This window comes from Corynebacterium sp. HMSC062A03 (assembly GCF_001811145.1).
Lineage (GTDB): Bacteria > Actinomycetota > Actinomycetes > Mycobacteriales > Mycobacteriaceae > Corynebacterium > Corynebacterium aurimucosum.
Map to the genome: position 1 here is coordinate 40,962 of NZ_KV803707.1, position 17,182 is coordinate 58,143.

22 protein-coding genes are annotated in these 17,182 nt (G+C 60.0%); 12 read left to right on the forward strand and 10 right to left on the reverse strand.

Annotated elements, in window-relative coordinates; all coding sequences use genetic code 11:
- Window positions 1–159 precede the first annotated feature (159 nt).
- Both HMPREF2781_RS11330 and HMPREF2781_RS11335 read left to right on the forward strand, forming a co-directional pair.
- Window positions 160–1,083 carry a hypothetical protein gene (locus tag HMPREF2781_RS11330; RefSeq protein ID WP_010187640.1) on the forward strand — a complete coding sequence of 308 codons (924 nt, stop codon included), beginning with the start codon at window positions 160–162 and terminating at the stop codon, window positions 1,081–1,083.
- A 32-nt stretch (window positions 1,084–1,115) separates the two neighbouring features.
- Window positions 1,116–2,042: a serine hydrolase gene (locus HMPREF2781_RS11335; RefSeq protein ID WP_083308570.1), complete on the forward strand. Its 927-nt coding sequence runs from the start codon at window positions 1,116–1,118 to the stop codon at window positions 2,040–2,042.
- Window positions 2,043–2,065: 23 nt separating this feature from the next.
- On the opposite strand, the gene HMPREF2781_RS11340 is transcribed toward HMPREF2781_RS11335, so the two are convergent.
- Window positions 2,066–2,734 carry a hypothetical protein gene (locus tag HMPREF2781_RS11340; protein WP_070646108.1) on the reverse strand — a complete coding sequence of 223 codons (669 nt, stop codon included), beginning with the start codon at window positions 2,732–2,734 and terminating at the stop codon, window positions 2,066–2,068.
- 144 nt (window positions 2,735–2,878) lie between these two features.
- On the opposite strand from HMPREF2781_RS11340, the gene HMPREF2781_RS11345 reads away from it, so the two are divergent.
- Both HMPREF2781_RS11345 and HMPREF2781_RS11350 read left to right on the forward strand, forming a co-directional pair.
- A complete protein-coding gene (locus HMPREF2781_RS11345; protein WP_070646111.1) occupies window positions 2,879–4,201 on the forward strand; it encodes a serine/threonine protein kinase in 1,323 nt (440 codons plus the stop codon).
- Between the two features lie 134 nt (window positions 4,202–4,335).
- Window positions 4,336–5,016: a DNA-binding response regulator gene (locus HMPREF2781_RS11350; RefSeq protein ID WP_246821857.1), complete on the forward strand. Its 681-nt coding sequence runs from the start codon at window positions 4,336–4,338 to the stop codon at window positions 5,014–5,016.
- 17 nt (window positions 5,017–5,033) lie between these two features.
- On the opposite strand, the gene HMPREF2781_RS11355 is transcribed toward HMPREF2781_RS11350, so the two are convergent.
- The 6 genes from HMPREF2781_RS11355 to rpmB form a co-directional block, all read right to left on the reverse strand.
- Window positions 5,034–5,750: a TetR/AcrR family transcriptional regulator gene (locus tag HMPREF2781_RS11355; RefSeq protein WP_070646116.1), complete on the reverse strand. Its 717-nt coding sequence runs from the start codon at window positions 5,748–5,750 to the stop codon at window positions 5,034–5,036.
- 88 nt (window positions 5,751–5,838) lie between these two features.
- Entirely contained in the window at window positions 5,839–6,633 is a 795-nt protein-coding gene (locus HMPREF2781_RS11360) for a hypothetical protein (RefSeq protein WP_070447238.1), read from the reverse strand.
- Window positions 6,634–6,873: 240 nt separating this feature from the next.
- Window positions 6,874–7,128, reverse strand: coding sequence for a 30S ribosomal protein S18 (gene rpsR, locus HMPREF2781_RS11365; protein ID WP_010187626.1), 255 nt, complete (start codon window positions 7,126–7,128; stop codon window positions 6,874–6,876).
- A gap of 15 nt (window positions 7,129–7,143) precedes the next feature.
- The gene (gene rpsN / locus HMPREF2781_RS11370; RefSeq protein WP_010187625.1) at window positions 7,144–7,449 is read right to left on the reverse strand and encodes a 30S ribosomal protein S14; all 306 of its coding nucleotides are present in this window, start codon (window positions 7,447–7,449) and stop codon (window positions 7,144–7,146) included.
- Window positions 7,450–7,452: 3 nt separating this feature from the next.
- Window positions 7,453–7,617, reverse strand: coding sequence for a 50S ribosomal protein L33 (rpmG, locus tag HMPREF2781_RS11375; protein ID WP_010187624.1), 165 nt, complete (start codon window positions 7,615–7,617; stop codon window positions 7,453–7,455).
- Window positions 7,618–7,619: 2 nt separating this feature from the next.
- A complete protein-coding gene (gene rpmB / locus HMPREF2781_RS11380; protein ID WP_010187623.1) occupies window positions 7,620–7,856 on the reverse strand; it encodes a 50S ribosomal protein L28 in 237 nt (78 codons plus the stop codon).
- A gap of 538 nt (window positions 7,857–8,394) precedes the next feature.
- On the opposite strand from rpmB, the gene HMPREF2781_RS11385 reads away from it, so the two are divergent.
- From HMPREF2781_RS11385 to HMPREF2781_RS11415, 7 genes are all read left to right on the forward strand, one after another.
- Entirely contained in the window at window positions 8,395–8,664 is a 270-nt protein-coding gene (locus HMPREF2781_RS11385) for a type B 50S ribosomal protein L31 (protein ID WP_005530151.1), read from the forward strand.
- Window positions 8,665–8,679: 15 nt separating this feature from the next.
- A complete protein-coding gene (rpmF, locus tag HMPREF2781_RS11390) occupies window positions 8,680–8,853 on the forward strand; it encodes a 50S ribosomal protein L32 (protein WP_010187615.1) in 174 nt (57 codons plus the stop codon).
- 255 nt (window positions 8,854–9,108) lie between these two features.
- On the forward strand, window positions 9,109–9,807 hold the full coding sequence (locus HMPREF2781_RS11395; protein ID WP_010187613.1) for a response regulator transcription factor: 699 nt from the start codon (window positions 9,109–9,111) through the stop codon (window positions 9,805–9,807).
- 158 nt (window positions 9,808–9,965) lie between these two features.
- The gene (locus HMPREF2781_RS11400) at window positions 9,966–11,414 is read left to right on the forward strand and encodes a sensor histidine kinase (protein WP_246821859.1); all 1,449 of its coding nucleotides are present in this window, start codon (window positions 9,966–9,968) and stop codon (window positions 11,412–11,414) included.
- Window positions 11,415–11,525: 111 nt separating this feature from the next.
- Window positions 11,526–12,992: a S1C family serine protease gene (locus tag HMPREF2781_RS11405; protein ID WP_246821861.1), complete on the forward strand. Its 1,467-nt coding sequence runs from the start codon at window positions 11,526–11,528 to the stop codon at window positions 12,990–12,992.
- A gap of 109 nt (window positions 12,993–13,101) precedes the next feature.
- On the forward strand, window positions 13,102–13,695 hold the full coding sequence (locus HMPREF2781_RS11410) for a MogA/MoaB family molybdenum cofactor biosynthesis protein (RefSeq protein WP_010187605.1): 594 nt from the start codon (window positions 13,102–13,104) through the stop codon (window positions 13,693–13,695).
- Entirely contained in the window at window positions 13,695–13,961 is a 267-nt protein-coding gene (locus HMPREF2781_RS11415; protein ID WP_070447232.1) for a hypothetical protein, read from the forward strand. Before HMPREF2781_RS11410 ends, HMPREF2781_RS11415 begins: the two co-directional genes overlap by 1 nt.
- Window positions 13,962–14,052: 91 nt before the next feature.
- Here the strand turns inward: HMPREF2781_RS11415 and mscL are convergent, their stop codons facing one another.
- From mscL to HMPREF2781_RS11430, 3 genes are all read right to left on the reverse strand, one after another.
- Window positions 14,053–14,481, reverse strand: a complete 429-nt coding sequence (mscL, locus tag HMPREF2781_RS11420; RefSeq protein ID WP_070447230.1) for a large conductance mechanosensitive channel protein MscL — start codon at window positions 14,479–14,481, stop codon at window positions 14,053–14,055.
- 377 nt (window positions 14,482–14,858) lie between these two features.
- The gene (locus HMPREF2781_RS11425; RefSeq protein ID WP_070646122.1) at window positions 14,859–15,503 is read right to left on the reverse strand and encodes an SAF domain-containing protein; all 645 of its coding nucleotides are present in this window, start codon (window positions 15,501–15,503) and stop codon (window positions 14,859–14,861) included.
- Between the two features lie 91 nt (window positions 15,504–15,594).
- The gene (locus HMPREF2781_RS11430) at window positions 15,595–16,161 is read right to left on the reverse strand and encodes a 5-formyltetrahydrofolate cyclo-ligase (protein WP_070447226.1); all 567 of its coding nucleotides are present in this window, start codon (window positions 16,159–16,161) and stop codon (window positions 15,595–15,597) included.
- Window positions 16,162–16,231: 70 nt separating this feature from the next.
- Between HMPREF2781_RS11430 and HMPREF2781_RS11435 the strand changes: the two genes are divergently transcribed.
- On the forward strand, window positions 16,232–17,161 hold the full coding sequence (locus tag HMPREF2781_RS11435; protein WP_070447224.1) for a UTP--glucose-1-phosphate uridylyltransferase: 930 nt from the start codon (window positions 16,232–16,234) through the stop codon (window positions 17,159–17,161).
- Window positions 17,162–17,182 lie beyond the last annotated feature (21 nt).

Sequence of the window (17,182 nt, forward strand, 5' to 3'; positions counted from 1 at the left end):
AATACTCCCCATCAGAATCAGAAAAGTCGTGGAAACACGGCGTCGTGAATGAAGCACGATGCACGAACCTCACCGCAATCGTGGTAGCTGTGCAAAGATAAGAAAGATAGAAAACGCCTATACGGCATAACCAGAACGTCTAGATCTACGGAGGCTTCGGTGACTGACTCAGATCGCAACCATGGATTCGGCGCACAGTACCCGCAGGGAAATAGCGGCCAGCCGCAGCCTTCCCGTAAAGATACCCACCCGGAAACCGCGGACTTTGAAGCGCCGCTAACGCAACAGCGTCCCCTGCCGCCCCAGAGCTACCCGCAGAACACGGGAAACAATCAGAGTTATGCGCACTCCGGCGAGCGCAATTACTCGAACCCTTTTGCCGCCTCCGGTGCATCAGGCCAGTACGGCCAGCAACAGCAGTTCCAGACGCAGCACTTCGCGTCCCAGCAGGTGCCGCAGGACGGTAGCGGACAGTATGACCAGCAGCCAGCAGGGTACCCCGCTGGCTATTCTCAGGAGAGCAGCGGACGTGGCAGCTCCTCCAACTCCGGCAAGTTTGTGCTTATCGCCGTGCTGATCCTGGCGGTCGTCCTCGTTATGGCCGCGCTGGCCTACATTTTTTTCTTCAAACATGCCGACTCACATTCTCAAGCCGGCTCGCCCCTGACCACCGCGCAACTCACCGAGCAGAATGAGAGTGCACAGGAAGACGCAGAGAGCGCGGGGAGCGAGGAGAACTCTGAAGAAACGACAGAACAGACCACGACGACCTCGCAGTCTCACAAGCGCCCCGAGTACCCGGACTTGCCGGAGGGGGCGATTCCGGCGAACGACGCCGCGCGCAACAACGAACCGGGTGGCAACTTCAACAGTGTCTACCGTGGAACAGTGGTAACGACGGAATCCTTCGCCAACGTTGTGCGCGATGAGTACGTCAAGCACTACGTGGAAACCCACGAGTTTGATGCCACCATTAAGGCCTACAGCCCAGTCACCGAGATCACCTACACCATGGATTGTTCCGACAACGGTGAATTTGTCACCTGTACCGGCGGCAACAACGCGGTTGTGCTCATCCTCTAATGCTCAGGCGGTCAACAATGAAACAGGTAGCAATGCGACGTCACAGCCCCGCACAGCTGCGGCGCCGGATGGCAGTACTAGCAGCGCTGGTGGGGATTGCGGGGGCGTCGCTAAGCGCCTGCACCATTGGTGATGTCTCCACACCTGAGACCAGCACTCCGGCGAGCAGCCCACAGCCCACGCTGCCTGATTCCGGGGCAGAGGTATCTGATGGACCCGCCGCTGATTCAGCCCTCGACAAGGAACCAACCGTGATTAATGCTACCGACCTTCAGGAAGCTGTCGACGCCATCGCTGCAGACAACCCCGGTACCGGGATCGCGGTGGCCGGCTCAGGAACCGTCGCAGCGGCTGGCAACACCGGCCCGCTGCCTGCGTGGTCCACCGTGAAAGTCCCGTTGGCCATCGCCGCCGAACGCGCTGGGGTGGCGGATCCCGATACCGTATCCCGGGCGATCACCTATTCCGATAACGCCGCGGCCGATTCTCTCTGGGAGGCCCTCGGCGGGGGAGAACAAGCCGCACAAGCCACCCAGGCCATCATTGGCACAACTGAGGTCCCCGCTACGCCACCGCGCCCCGGTTTTAGCGCCTTCGGCCAAACACAGTGGTCGGTGTCTGAGCAAGCAGAATTCATCGCCGCGCTGGGGTGCCACGAAGGCGCGGATCCGATCCTTGCAGCCATGGGACAGCCGGATCCCGCGCAGAACTATGGTCTTCGGGCTTTAGAAGGCGCGGTGATGAAAGGCGGCTGGGGGCCGGCCGAGGACGGATCTTATGAAGCCCGCCAGATGGGATTAATCACGCTAGGCGGGCACACGGTGGCAGTGGCGATCTATGCCGCAGCGCCTTCCGGCGATTATGGCGAAGCACAGCAGATGCTGAGCCGCGTGGTCAAACAGCTGGCCACGGCAGAGGTCGAGTGGCCCGATGCGCGATGCCAGCAGGGCGCTGTTTAAGAAGCACGAGCGATGTAAAGGCGCTAGCGCGGCCAATAGTCCTCGAATTCGCCGGCCTCGCCGTCGATGTCATAGTCCGTGCCGCGAATGTTCAGCACGGAGCCGGTGTCTTTCCCGCTGGTTGGATCAAGAATCGTGGCGCTGAAGGAATCCCCTTCACCACGTGCAGGGCCAAAGGCAGCGCCGCTGGACCAAACACCGCGGTAAAAGAGGGAGTCCTGTTTCTCACAGACCACAATGTGTGAATCGGGATCGGTGCCATGGGCAGCGAAGATCATATCCTCCCCCTGTTGGCAGCGTGCCTCAGGATAATCGGACCAACCGGCGGCAGTGAGTCCCTCGGGGACGTCGGCAGCCCCGGCGCTCACTGAGGTTCCCGGAGCCTGCTCGCTCGGTGCTTCTGCCTCGTCCGTTTCTTCATCTTTCTGCGCAGCAGTCTCCTCCGGGGAGGCAGCCTCCTCCTGAGGGGCTGTCTGCTCCGAGTTTTCGCTGGTGCTGGACGTTTGTTGGCTGGTGGAGCGGGCGTCGTACCAGATAACGAGGCCTGCAATCACCAGCGCAATGAGAATTGCGATCGCGCAGATGATCGGAACGAGGTTGCGCTGCTCCGATTGAGGCTGCCGAGACTGGCCCGACACCGGTGTAGGGGGCTTATGCTCGTGATGGTTAGTGCCAAATCCTGGGGTCGTCATAGGGTCCTTGGAAAACGGTAGAGAACAACACGTAGCATAACCGGCCTGGCAACACCGGACGGAACCGCGCTTAAGTACCCTCCATTTGGGGGCGATGGGACATGGCAACATCATGCTGCCCAGTGCATATGGTCCAATGGGGCAGTGACTAATTCCTACTTCGTGCAATGGCTGACCCAGCAGAAGCGCTACACCAACGTGTACCTGCTGGGTGAAGGCGGCATGGGGCAGGTCTTTCATGCCACGGATCCGGACCTTTCCCGTGAGCTCGCCGTCAAGGTGCTGTTGGATGACGTCCGTGATGAAGCCTCCCGCGCCCGTTTCCACAATGAAATGAAGGCGCTCACGAAGATCGGTAGCCACCCAGGGGTAGTCCAGTTTTATTCCAAGGAGTCCACCCCGCGCGGCGATGACGTGATGGTCATGGCCTTCATCGACGGCAAAACCTTGGGGCATGCTATCCGTGAGCGGGCCCACCAGGGCCGGGGATTTAGCGTGGCGGAGGTTGTGTATTACCTCAAACCGATTGCCTCGGCGCTGGATTATATGCACCATGAGCTGCACCCTGGGTGGGTGCATCGGGACATCAAGCCCGCCAATATTCTATTGCGTAAGAACCCCGGCAGCTTGCCACCGGCTGTGCTGAGTGATTTCGGAATCAGCATTGAGGAGGGCCAGTCTCGGCTGACCAAAATCGGCCACATTGTGGGAACTGAGAAATACTTGGCCCCGGAAAATAACGGTAATGCTTATGGCGATGATGATATGTCGGCGCGCGCGGACGACTATTCCTTGGCCCTTATCGCCTTCGAGATGCTTACGCTGCATCATCTTAAGGACACGATGCCGCGCAGCGAGTGGGAAGGGCAGCGGCGCATCCCGGATCTGTCCAGTGATGCCTTCGCCGAATTCCTGGCAGGGGACACAAGCCGAGTTGTGTCGGAAGTACAGACCGTACTGAATAAGGCACTCAACAGCGTGCCCATGCAGCGCTATGCGCGGGCCCAGGACTTCATTGCCGCGCTTGGCGACGTCTCCCAGTCCCGCCCCGCCCAGCGTGTGGCGGCACCGGCGGCCGATGCTCCGCGTATAGCGCCCACGCCGCAGCCTTCGGCACAGCCGGAGCAACCGCGAAATGCCGGAAGAGCTGGGCAGCCGAGCCAGTTTGGCCGGCATCCTCAACCCTCCCAACGCTGGCCGGAACCTGCCGCTTCCTTCGGATCCGTGGAGCGGGCAAGGCCCACTGGTTTCGTCGCTCCTTCGAACCCGATGGCGTCCCCAGGGACTGTGTCACCTTCCACACCGGTTACGCCGGCGATGCCAGGGTCTACCGTCCAACGCGGTTCCACGCCGCAGCAAGCAAACAACAAGCCGCCTGCGAGGGATAATTCAAACGCTCTTATCATCACGGTCACTGTCGTTGTCATCATCCTCATCTTCGTGGTGACGTGGGCTATCGTGGCCTAGCGCTAGCGGGGTGGGGCAGTAACTTAGCGAGCGGAACTAAAGTGAGAGCCGCTACACTGAAGGACACTGTTTGAAGGCACCTCGCCGGGATGGATGGCGATGTGCGCACGTTTCCCAGCCCTACGGAGGTGTCTATGAGCCCGCAACAGCCACTCCCACCGCAGAACGCTCCTCAGGGGCCGCGGCTGCGCATTGATGATTTGATCGGTGGCGTGATGGTCATGTCCCCGGGCCAAGAAGTCATTGTCGGCCGCGCCGGTGACTTCCGGGTAGGCGAGGAGGACCTCAGCCTGCACCGCCAGCTTTTTCAGCTGTGGTACGGCGGACAGGGCTGGATGATTTGCAACGTGGGCAGCCATATCCCACTGCGCATCGAGCTGCGCGGTGTCACGGGGTTTTCCCGCATCGATTTGGGCCCGCGTTCAGTAGCGGCTGTACCCCCGGGGCCATCGCGGATTACCTTTGAGACTCCCGAATGCCCCTATGAGCTGTATATAGACGTGGAAAACAGCAACTACTCGCGTCGCACAAAACGCGAGCAGGATGTCGATGAGGAGCGCACGCGTACCCGCCACGTTCCCAATGATGAACAAGAAGAGTTGCTGCGCCTGCTAGCCAGCTACCTCAAGAAGCCGGGCTCCACCGATGCTGATATCCCTTCGGTCCGCGAGATCGCCGAGGAGCTGGGGTGGACGGAAAAGAAGACGAATCACAAGATGGACCGCCTTGTGGACAGCCTCCGAGCAGACGGTGAAAAGGCGTATAAGCCTTATAAGACCTTCCTAGCGCACTATGCCATCCGGCACGGCCGCTAGGGCATCCGCTACGGCCGCTAGCGAGTCGACTTCTTCCGGTCGGCCGCGGCGGCGGCAGCGGAGGAAATAGAGTCGTTGCGGTTCTTGAGCAGATCTAAGGTGGTCGCTTCGGCGTCCTTAGGCGGGGTGGTGCCGAGGACTGCGAGGGCGGCGTCGGCAAGCATGGCAGACTGCTCCGGTACGCGCTGCGAAGCATCAAATGGCGCGTTGCCATCGTTGGGGCGCATCTCGATGACGGAGAGCGCGATGTGGAAGGGCAGCTCGAGGCGCGGATCATCCTCGCCCACAATCCCCGCTGCGGCAGTGCGGAAGTGCTCTTTCAAGCGGTCACGCTGTTCGTGATACTCGCCGAATTCGGGGGAGTTGGCCACCGGCAGTTGATACAGACGGCCTACATTCCACGCTGAGGTCAATAGCAGGCGCGACTCTGCGGCCACAAGGGACCACAAGCGCTGTGCCGGTGCAGCGTCTGAGGCCGCGAGCTCATCCGCGAGTTCCAGCGAAGGCTCAATGGTGGAATTGAGCAGAGTGAGGAAGATATCCGTCTTCGAAGGAAAATGGTAGTACAGCGAGGCCTGACGGATACCGACGGCATCGGCAATCTGGTGCGTGGAGGTTGTCGCAAAGCCCTGGGTGGTGAAGAGCTCGGATGAAGCATCCAGGATCTCCTCGCGCGCGGTGTTTCCCCGGCGGCGCGGACTGTTCTTCCGTGGCCTGCCAACGCTCCCTGCCATGAGGCGGACTCCCTTCGATAAAATTCATGTAATAACTGACGGCAAGTCAGTAATCCTACACCCCGCCGTGAACGGCGATCGTTAACGCTTAGCTTTCACTACAGCTAACCACACTACCGTGCCTAGCCACGATGGATTCGATAGCAGCAGAGACAGTGCGGCACGCCGAACCGTAGGCGGTGCGGTCCAAAGGCGGCAAATCTGCCAGCATAACGCTGTGCTGATCGACGCCCTCGTACCACCGACCCAACTCGAGGGCGATGCCCGTGCCCCAAGCTAGGCTCAGCCCCTCCGCTTCGGCGGAGGTAAGAAGCTCACGCTCGACGCCAATGGCGAGGCGGTCTGGGGTGGGGCGGGGCGCGGGAGCTGCCCAACGGGCGATGGCAGACACCGGTGCGAGCAAGGAGAGACGAATGGACACGTCGGCAGAGCGGTCGGGGAGACCGTCGACGAGCTTCAGTGGTGCCGGCCGCTGAGACACTGCCTCGGCGTAGAGTTCCTCCTCGCCGCCCGCGCCTAGGGGAAGGCCGGCGTCCGCACGCGTCGATGCTAGGTCTTGCACCGCGCCACAGGATAGACCGGCTTCAGTGATAATCTGCTCCAGCTGTTCGTCGGTGCCCAGCCACGTGATGGGGAGCGAGGGGAGAAGATCGCCGCGGGCAGCGGCGCCGGTGAGCCGCACAGGGCTCGCCAGACCGGGAGAGCGGACAATATCGGTCACCACGCGAGAAAACCAGGCAGCGAGCTCAACTCCATCTCCGCGGTGGGCTGTGGCGTTGCGCAGCAGGTCCTGTGCCTCCTCTAGCAGGCCACGGGCATGGGCAGGGGAGTGGCAATGGGTGGCGAGTTCACTGAGATCGGTGAGGGATTCGTGCAGTGGCATAAGGTCCTTGTTTCCCTTTCCATCAGGGGCGTTCTAGCCCTTCAATCTATCACTCTGCACGCGCGCGTTGAACATGACAGGGTGGATACGGGCGCACAAGGTTGCTGGTTGGAAAATAAAAGCCGCCGCCTACTTTCCCCTTTCAGTAGGGGAGGTAGGCGGCGGCTAAAAGCTCTTTTGTCCTGTCCTAGTGTGTCACGAGTACAGCGGCAAAAGTGCGCTGTTGAAACCAGCTAGTGTTTAGCGGGACGTGAACGGCAGGAGAGCCATTTCGCGTGCGTTCTTGACGGCAGTAGCAACCTGACGCTGCTGCTGCGGGGTCAGACCGGTGACGCGACGGGAGCGGATCTTGCCGCGGTCGGAGATGAACAGACGCAGGGTCTTGATCTCCTTGTAGTCAACCTTCTCAATGCCTTCGGCCTTGAGCGGGTTCTTCTTCGGGCGGCGGGTCTGCTCCATACGGAACTTCTTGTGATTATTACGCTTGACAGCCATTGTATGGGTACCCCTTTACCAGCTGGACTTGCGAACGCCCGGCAGCTCACCACGGTGAGCCATGCCGCGCATACGGACACGGGACAGACCGAACTTGCGGAGGTAACCGCGCGGACGTCCATCAGCGGAGTCGCGGTTACGGACGCGGACGCGGGCGGCGTCGCGCGGCTGACGGTTCAGCTCGAACTGCGCCTCGAGGCGCTCTTCGTCCGGGGTGTTCGGGTTCTTGATGATTGCCTTGAGCTCAGCGCGACGCTCCGCGTAGCGGGCGACGATTTCCTTGCGCTGCTCGTTCTTGGCGATCTTTGACTTCTTAGCCATAAATTATCGCTCCTCGCGGAATTCGACGTGCTTGCGGACGATCGGATCGAACTTCTTCAAGGTGATGCGATCCGGGTTGTTGCGCTTGTTCTTACGGGTCACGTAGGTGTAGCCGGTGCCCGCAGTGGACTTCAGTTTGATGATTGGACGGATGTCATTACGTGCCATCTTTAGATCTTCTCCCCACGTGCGCGAATCTTAGCCACGACGGACTCGATGCCATCGCGGTCGATGATCTTCATGCCCTTGGTGGAAACGGTCAGGGTGATGGTACGGCCCTCAGAGGGCAGGTAGTACCGACGACGCTGCACGTTGGGGTTCCAACGGCGCGAGGTGCGGCGGTGCGAGTGCGAGACCTGCTTGCCGAATTCCGGCTTGCGGCCCGTTACCTGGCAAATAGCCGACATGGGTCTTCTTTCTCCTAGCCGCCCACATCGAAAGCGACTAACGGAGTGCCTATTCCGCGGTGAGGCGCGGCGCTCGAAAAGTGAGGTTGAGCAGGAGGCATATATCCGTTGAACACCAGTTGATGAGGGCGTAAAACGATTACTTTGACAACAGCAAGGGGAAATCTTACATGCCACGGACTGTAGAACCTAATCACCGTTGAATTATCGTCGGGCTTTGGCGCTTATTATTTGTGTCTCGCCCACGGCTCTCCCGTGGTGAAGCTGCAGGCGGGGGCGTTGGGGGCGGGTTTCCGCGCCTAACTCTGTGGGCTGCGTCCTGCGGCGATTTCGATTTTAATGCCGCTGGCCTGTAGGATATTTCGAGTTGTCGGCGCGAGCCGCACAATTTTGTAAGTATAGAGACCCAACTCGGGCACGATCCTTTCACGCTCCCACAAGCCATCGAGCGCCGTCGTCGCGGCGATGCTCGGTGGTATGAAAAGGGACGCGTCGCGGAAGGAACCGACCCGTAGTTCAACCCTGAGGGAATCGACATATGAAGAAAGATATCCATCCGGATTACCACCCGGTGGTCTTTAAGGACGCCGGTACCGGCCACTCCTTCCTGACCAAGTCCACCGCTACCTCCGATCGCACCGTTGAGTGGGAAGACGGCAACGAGTACCCGCTCATCGTCGTTGACGTGACCGCTGAGTCCCACCCGTTCTGGACTGGTGCGCAGCGCGTTATGGATACCGCTGGCCGTGTTGAGAAGTTCAACCAGCGCTTCGGTGCAATGGCTCGCCGCAAGAAGAAGAACGCGTAAGGAGGATAGAAGAAGATGGCAACTCCTAAGTTTAAGAAGTCCCGCGCGAACACCCACTCTCGCCGTTCCCAGTGGAAGGCTGACAATGTCGCCCTCCAGGAAGTCACCATCGACGGCCAGACCGTGCGCATTCCGCGCCGCCTGGTTAAGGCTGCCAAGCTCGGCCTGGTAGACGTCGAGCAGTTCTAAGGTCTGAGGCGCTTTCAGCGTTGAGGTCTTAGGGCCATGACTGTTACCCCGCGAATCCACAAAGAAAAGTGGATTCGCGGGGATTTTGTTATGCCTGAAAATTTTTGTTTTGTTGTCGTGTCCACTGTTTATGCAGCTTGGAACAATTGTTTAGCACACGTATAAACTATTGCGGTGCTTAAGGGGTGGCTTTTAGGGGGCGACAGGCTGGGTTCTACTTCGTGAATAGGGCCCCGATAGGACATAATTGAGATTATGAAAATTCTTGTCGTCGATGACGAGCAGGCTGTACGCGAATCGCTCCGCCGCTCTCTGAAGTTTAATGGCTACGAGGTCATATTGGCCGCTGATGGCGTACAGGCTGTCGAGATGGTGCACAGTGAGCACCCAGAGCTTCTCATCCTCGATGTGATGATGCCGAACATGGATGGTCTGGAGGTCTGCCGCACCCTGCGCAGCGAAGGTTGGGACCGCCCCATTCTGGTATTGACGGCTCGCGACGGAGTGTCGGACCGCGTTGCGGGTCTTGACGCGGGCGCTGATGACTATCTTCCCAAGCCCTTCGCGCTGGAGGAGTTGCTAGCTCGCGTGCGTTCCTTGGTCCGCCGTGCCGCTGCGGAGTCGATTGCTAAGAAGCAGCCAGTTGAAACTCAGTTGAGCTTTGAGGACCTCAAGCTCGATGCCGATACGCGTGAGGTGACTCGGGGCGAGCGTCAGATTTCTTTGACCCGCACTGAGTTTGCCCTGCTGCGCCTGCTCATGGAGAACCCCCGCAAGGTACTCTCCCGCAATACCATCTTGGAAGAGGTATGGGGCTATGATTTCCCGACCTCCGGAAACGCTCTTGAGGTCTACATCGGTTACCTCCGAAAGAAGACTGAAGAAAGTGGCGAGCCGCGTCTTATTCACACCGTGCGTGGCGTTGGCTACGTCATGAGGGAGGCTATCGCGTGATTCTGCGGAGGCCCGCGCCCGACGCGGTGCCTTCTGAAGCCCTAGATACCACTGCGTGGTTGGGTCTCTCAGGCCGTCGTGGCTGGGCTTCGCGGGCGCCGCTTCGGTGGCGCCTTTCTCTTGTTACCGGTGTCGTTGTCGCCGTTGCGGTAGCCGTAATGACTTTTTTAACCTACTGGTTGGTTGCAGCGTCGATGACGGCGAGCGTCGATAAGCAGATCATGCAACAAGCGGATGTGCTGATGCGGCAAGCTCAGGACCCAGCCTTTGTAGAGAATATCGATCAAGAAATCGCGACATTTAAGCTCTATAACCCCTCGACTCGGGTCTCTATCTCTCCGCCTGCGGTTGCGTTTTCCTACGGTGATGCATTGCCCGTGGGTGGTGATTTTAAGTCGGATGGGGACAGTGAGGAAAGCTCCATCCGTACCTTGGGCGGTGAGCGGGTACTGGCCAAGTACCAAGAAGGCGGTGCGACGGTAGTCCTAGCTAAGGACTTGGGGTCTACCGAAGACCTCGTCTCCGCAGTAGGCTCGGCTTTGCTTATCATCGTGGCCTTTGGCGTTTTGCTGTCCGTCTTTGCGGGCATGGTGGTGTCCAAGACAGGCATGGAGCCCATTGCTCGGCTGAAACGTGCAGTCGATTATGTGACGCAAACCAATGATCTGCGCCCGATTGCGGTCGAGAGCAACGATGAGATGTCGCAGCTGACGGTGTCCTTCAACCGAATGCTGTCCGCACTCCAACACGCGCGCGTGCAACAATCGCAATTCGTGGCCGATGCCGGCCATGAGCTCAAAACGCCGCTGACGTCCATGCGGACCAACATTGAGCTCCTCATGATGCTGAATAAATCCGGTGGCGGTTTCGGTATCAGTGAGGAAGACCGGCGCGATTTGGAAGAGGACGTGATGGCGCAGATGTCCGAGCTGTCGACTTTGATTGGTGACCTCGTGGATTTGGCGCGTGAGGATGCCACCGAAAAGGAACCCGAGCCGGTGGAGCTGCATGAAGTTTTGGAGCATTCCCTCAACCGAGCTAAGCGCCGCCGCCCAGACGTCGACTTCCGTGTGCGGTTTATCCCCTGGGTCCTAGACGGGGATCCCTTTGCTTTGGGCCGAGCCACGCTCAATCTCATGGACAATGCCGCGAAGTGGTCTCCGGCTACGGGCACCGTCCGCGTATCGATGCAGCAAGTAGCCCAGGATAAGGTGCGCCTGCGCGTGGATGACTCGGGCCCCGGTATTGCCCCAGAGGAACGCGACAAGGTCTTTGAGCGTTTCTACCGTTCCGCGGAAGCCCGAGCGATGCCGGGATCTGGGTTGGGGTTGGCCATCGTGAAATCCGTGATTGAGCGGCACAACGGAGCCATCACCATCAAGGAATCTGCAGATGGAGGAACGCGCATGGAAGTCATCCTGCCAGGACATCCTACCGAGGGCGATGCCATGGTGGACGGCCTGGAAGAGCAGCCGAACGAGTTTCAGTTAGATTCGACCGCTGCACAACAAGCGACGGGACAGGCGCAGGAGACTTCCGGAGAATACTCGGAGAACCACAATGACCGCGGCCGAATCTTTGCCGAGCGGTGGTTCAATCAAGGTTGACGTGCCGTGGATCGCCCCAGTTCAGAGCACACAGGAAACGTCCAGGCTTTCCTAGCACACTGGCAGAGCAGAGACAGATGCGCACCAGCTTGAAAGAGCACACTACCTGATATGAATATGAGGAATTCGAACATGGATAGTCCCATGGATAACCCGCTGAACTCTGATGGACGGGGGCAGGCGCAACAGCGCGGCGAGGCATCTTCGGCGGGAAGCGAATCGAATGGTTGGAATCAACCGCGCACCAACTCGTGGGAGTCTGGCGGGCAGGCCCCTTATGGGGGCCAGCAGGGGCAGGGGAACCGACCTTTGTTTGGTGCTCAGCCCTCCCAGGTTCCCTACGGCGCGCAAGCGCCTTATGGCGGAGCGGGCTACGGCTTCGGCCAACCCAATCAGAGCAGCCAGCAGTTGCAGAATCCGACGCAGCCTTATGCAGGACAACAAGGTGCGGGCGTGCACGGCGTGCAGCCGGGCCGCGATCAGAAGAATAAGCGCAAAGTAGGTCTGGGCACTGCGCTGGCAATGATGCTCGTCGCAGCCGTCGCTGCTGGCGGTGTCACCGGTGCGGTGGTCGGCGCGGCGGGCAAGGACAAGTCTTCCACTTCGACCGTCAACGAAGTATTGGAACGTCAGCCAGTGGCAAATAGCACCGGCCAAGAGCCGGCTGATGGCTCTGTGGAAGAAGTAGCGTCGAAGGTTCTCCCGGCAGTGGTCTCCATTTACTCCATAACCCGCTCGGGTGGTGCTGAGGGCTCCGGATCCATCATTTCCCCGGATGGCTATGTGCTGACCAACCACCACGTGGTTGCCGGTGCGGACCAAGGAGGGCGCCTAGAGGTGACAATGAATGACGGCTCGCGTCATAGCGCTACATTTGTTGCGTCGGATGCGACGACGGATGTTGGCGTCATCAAGATTGATGATGCCAATGACCTGCCCTACCTTCAGTTTGGGGATTCGGACGCTGCTGCAGTGGGGCAAGAAGTAGTCGCAGTTGGTTCCCCGCTGGGGCTCAACGCAACGGTAACGTCGGGAATTGTGTCAGCCAAGAACCGCCCTGTTCGTGCCTCGCAGGAAGGCGGGGAGTCCTCGCTGATCGACGCTATTCAGACCGACGCAGCCGTAAACCCCGGTAACTCCGGTGGCCCCTTGGTGGACATGGAGGGCAACATCATTGGCATGAACTCGATGATTGCCTCGCTGTCGAGGGGCTCGAGTTCCGAAGGCGGTTCCATTGGTTTGGGATTTGCAATTCCTTCGAACTTTGCCAAGCGCATGGCCGATGAGCTCATCAATAACGGCAGGGTCAAGCACCCCACCTTGGGCGTTAAGGTTCGCGCGCAGAGCGAGACCCAAGGCGCAGAAATCGTCGACGTGGAACCTGATAGCCCGGCTGATAAGGCAGGGCTGAAGTCCGGTGACGTGGTCACCCGCGTTAATGAGCGCCTCATTGAAAGCTCTGATGCCCTGATCGCGGCAACCCGTTCCCAAGAGTTTGGTGCAACCGTCACTCTCGAGGTGAAGAGTCGCGACAGCGAAGATGCGAGAAAGGTAGAGGTAACGCTGGCAAGCGAGTAAGTTTACAAATACTTGGGCGGTGCGCCAGCACCGCGTGAACCTCGCACCCTGACACCTTTTCAAGAAACTACTTCCGGAAGATTCCGTCCCACCTTTAAGGAGAACCTCCGTGGCAGACAACACCGACGCAACCGAGCTGTTGGGGCGCGATGCCTCACGCGAACTCGATGATGTTACCGAACCCGATGACGCCTTCCTCATTGCCAGCGAACAAGAGCAAAGCGTTCAAGCGCCGCGCCGCGCGCTCGTTGTGATCGTCACCGATCACCCGGATGAAGCGGCCCAGGACACATCGCGCTTGGCCGGTGAATTGCTGGCTGAAGCCGAGTTCACCGTTGACGGTGCAGTGATCGTCCGCTCGAAGAAGTCCAAGATCCGGCAGGCTATCGAAACCGGCGTGGTCGGGGGAGTAGACCTGGTGCTCACGATTGGCGGCACGGGAGTCGGCCCGCGTGATAAGACCCCGGAGGCAACCCGCGCGGTGTTGGACCAAATGGTTCCGGGCGTGGCGCAAGCGTTGCGCTCTTCCGGCCAGGCTTGTGGCGCGGTGGATGCGTGCACCTCCCGCGGCATTTCGGGCGTGTCTGGGTCAACGGTCATCGTCAACGTCGCTTCTTCCCGCGCGGCGGTGCGCGATGGCATGGCCACTTTGACGCCGTTGGTGCATCACCTCGTTGATCAGCTGCAGAAATCCAGCGTCTAATGGCCGAGCCCACACCGCGTACCCCGCGGGCGCGCCGTCGCGTGAAACGTCCGTCGACCGCCAAGAATTACGACCGCAGCTTCGATGTCCCTCACGGGCCAATGTCTGGGGCCGCTGGCTCTTCTTCCGCCGCAGGGGCCGATGAGCTGCGCACCGTGAGCTTTGATATGGACGCAGGCGGCCCCGGTGGTGACAACGAGGACGAGGTCACGGGGGAGGCCTTCTACCGCGAGAACATGCCGCCGCATTTTGGCACCACACAGTAGTGCGTGAGCAGCGTGTGAAGGCAAAAGAAAATCCCGCAGAACTCCGGCGAAATGCCGGTTCTGCGGGATTTTTAGGCTTGGGGCTTCTGGCTTAGATGTTGGAGCCAGGCTTGTTGGTGGTCGTGCCACCGTTTTCAGCAGCGAGCAGGTCGCGGATCTCGCCGAGTAGCTGCTCGGTGGTCGGAGCCGGCTCCTCCGGGTCAACGCCCTGGCGGCGCTTTGCGTGCTCGGTGACGGCGTTGATCGGAGCAACGATGACGAAGTAGATGACAGCGGCAACGATGAGGAAGTTGATAAGGGCGGTGATGACTGCACCGAAGTCCAGGAAGGTCTCCGGGTTATCGGTAATTGCGAAGCCCAAGCCACCAAAGTCTGGGGAGCCGAGGGAGTTAATCAGCGGCTGGATGATGTGATCGGTGATGGAGGTAACGATCGCGGTGAAGGCGGCACCGATGATGACTGCTACGGCCAACTCGATGACGTTGCCGCGCAGGATGAAATCTTTAAAGCCCTTGAGCATGGTGGTGGTTGTCCTATCTACGGGGGTAGGTGCTTCTTGTGTCTTAAGCGTCTGCTTTGTGTAGTCCGCACTGTGTGCAGGCGCGCTGTTCAGAGAAGTCGGAGAAAAGCAGGCATAGAGCAATAATGCTCTCTAAGAGAGGCTCTAGATGCGCAGGGACTCCAACGGAAGACGAAGCATGTGGAAATACTGGAATAGCGAAAGCCACTTCTGTGCGCCATCCTGCAGGTGGTGCCGCGGGGGTCGCGCGGCAGTCACGAGACTGCAAGAGCATAAAGCGCCCGAGTGGATGTGCCTATAGTAGGCAGAGTTTTCATGTCGTGGCAACATCTTGTGGAGGTTTACCAGTGCAAACGCGATGATCTTCACAACATGGCTTAACTGTGGGCGCGGTCGCCCACAATGACAACCGTGAGCGGTTGTGTAAGAGAAGCGGCCGCGACGGCTTCGGCTGCCTCAGCAGGAAGGGCGACGAGGAGTGTGTGCGTGCGCGCATCTTCTTCGTCAGTGCCCACCGATACGACGCGTGCGCCCCGTGCAATTGTCGAGCCACGAGTGGGAGCAGAAATGTCGTCGCTGTCGTCGACCGTGCTGACGATATTGACTGTATCGCCGTGATGGAGGTTCCGGGAAATTTCTGGCTCAGCCAGGGTAAGCGGGATGAGGTGGCCGTCCTCCATCCCGAAATCCGCGATGAGATCAGAGCTGAGAAGGCGGGTGCTGGTGAGGATTTCACCGGCGCTAGCCGCTGCCACCAGAACACGCCCTACTGCATCTTCCGGGTTGCTCCCCAACGCCGTGGCGGGCAGAGCGGAGGAGGGGACGCGTGCTACGGAGACATCGCTTAGCGCCAGCGTCTCGCCAGCGGCGACGTCCCGGGCCATGACCACGACGCGGGGCTGCTCGCGGGTAGAGGCGAGGGCACTCGCCGCCGCGGCAAGGAGCAAGACTGTGGCTGCTATGCGGCGAAGGATAACGCTACGTTGATGCCCCGGAGTGCGCAGAACGTGAAGAAAACCCATGCCTTTTTAGACTGCACGCGGCGCCGTATGGTTCCCGAAAAATCGATGGAAAGCGCACAAGCCAACGAAGCGTGCGAGACAAGGGTGCTGGCTACAGCCAGCGCATTCCGCGCTCGGTGAGGATGCCATCGACTGGCCGGTCGTGCTCCTCGAAAGGAACCTCGCGGACCTCGGTGGAGTGAACTAGCGCGACGACGGGCGGGTGCCCAGTGGGTAGCGGGGTGAGCGCGCGGTCGTAGTAGCCGGCGCCTTTTCCGAGGCGCATGCCTGACTCGCTCACCGCCATCGCGGGCGCCAAGATGAGGTCGAGGTGCGCCAAGATATCGCTACTGTGGCGCTGCCCGACGGGCTCTGCAATCCCTAATGCCCCCGGGCACATGGCCTCCGGCCCGCCATACAGCGTCCATAAAAGCTCACCGTCTTTGCCGGAAATGGGCAGGTAAACCTCCTTGCAGAGTGTTGCCACAGTCTCTACGAAGTTGGGCCCGCCGGGCTCTGTGCCCAGTGGGTGGTAGGCGGCAACTCGCATCGCGGGAGTGAGCAACTCACCCACGCCGGTGCACCACGCGGCATTGTCATCAGCGCGCTGCTCGGCGCTGCGCTCGCGCCGGGCGTTAAGGAGTAAGGATCTTAAGGCGTCCTTGTGGGAGGTCGTCATGGGCTTTAATCATAGCGGGATGGCGTAGCGCAGCACGGGGGCGCGGGGGCTGCATTGTAAAGTGGAAATTATGGCTATTGCACACGAGGATTCCCATACCGGGATCACTACGGTCGTTGTCCCCGCTGCTGGCATGGGCACTCGCTTTTTGCCCGCCACCAAGACCGTGCCGAAGGAGCTGCTCCCCGTCGTTGATACGCCGGGCATTGAACTCATCGCGGAAGAGGCCGCGTCCGTGGGCGCCCAGCGCCTTGCGGTGATTACCGCGCCGAACAAACAGGAAGTGATGCGGCACTTCGAGGAGTTCCCCGATCTCGTCGAGACTCTCGACGCCCGCGGCAAAGATGAGCAGGTAGCCAAGGTCAAGCGCGCTGCTCAGTTGATCCACCCGATTTCCGTGGAACAGGAAAAGCCGCTGGGCCTGGGCCATGCGGTGGGCTTGGCGGAATCTGTGCTGGAGGATGACGAAGAATTCTTCGCCGTCATGCTCCCGGATGACATTGTCCTGCCGGCCACCGTCATGGGGGAGATGGCCCGCGTTCGTGCAGCGCTGGGCGGCAGCGTGCTGTGCGCCTTCGAGGTGTCGCGCGAAGAGACCTATAACTACGGCGTCTTCGACGTCGAGGACACGAACGCGCCGGGAGTGAAGAAGGTCGTGGGCATGGTGGAAAAACCGGACCCGGCTGATGCGCCCTCGAATCTCGTGGCTACTGGGCGCTACCTGCTCGATAGGAAGATTTTTGATGCCCTTCGCCGTATCGAGCCAGGTAAGGGTGGGGAGCTGCAGCTGACTGACGCCATCGAGCTCCTTATTAAGGAGGGGCACCCCGTTCACGTCGTAGTCCACCAGGGTAAGCGCCACGACTTGGGCAACCCGGGCGGCTACATCCCGGCCAACGTTGACTTTGGTCTGCGTGATGAGAAGTACGGTCCTGCGCTCTACAAGGCAATCAAGAAGATTGTGGAGGACTACGAAGAAGAAAAGGGGTTGAAGGGCTAAGCCTTCATACGTCCAGCGCGC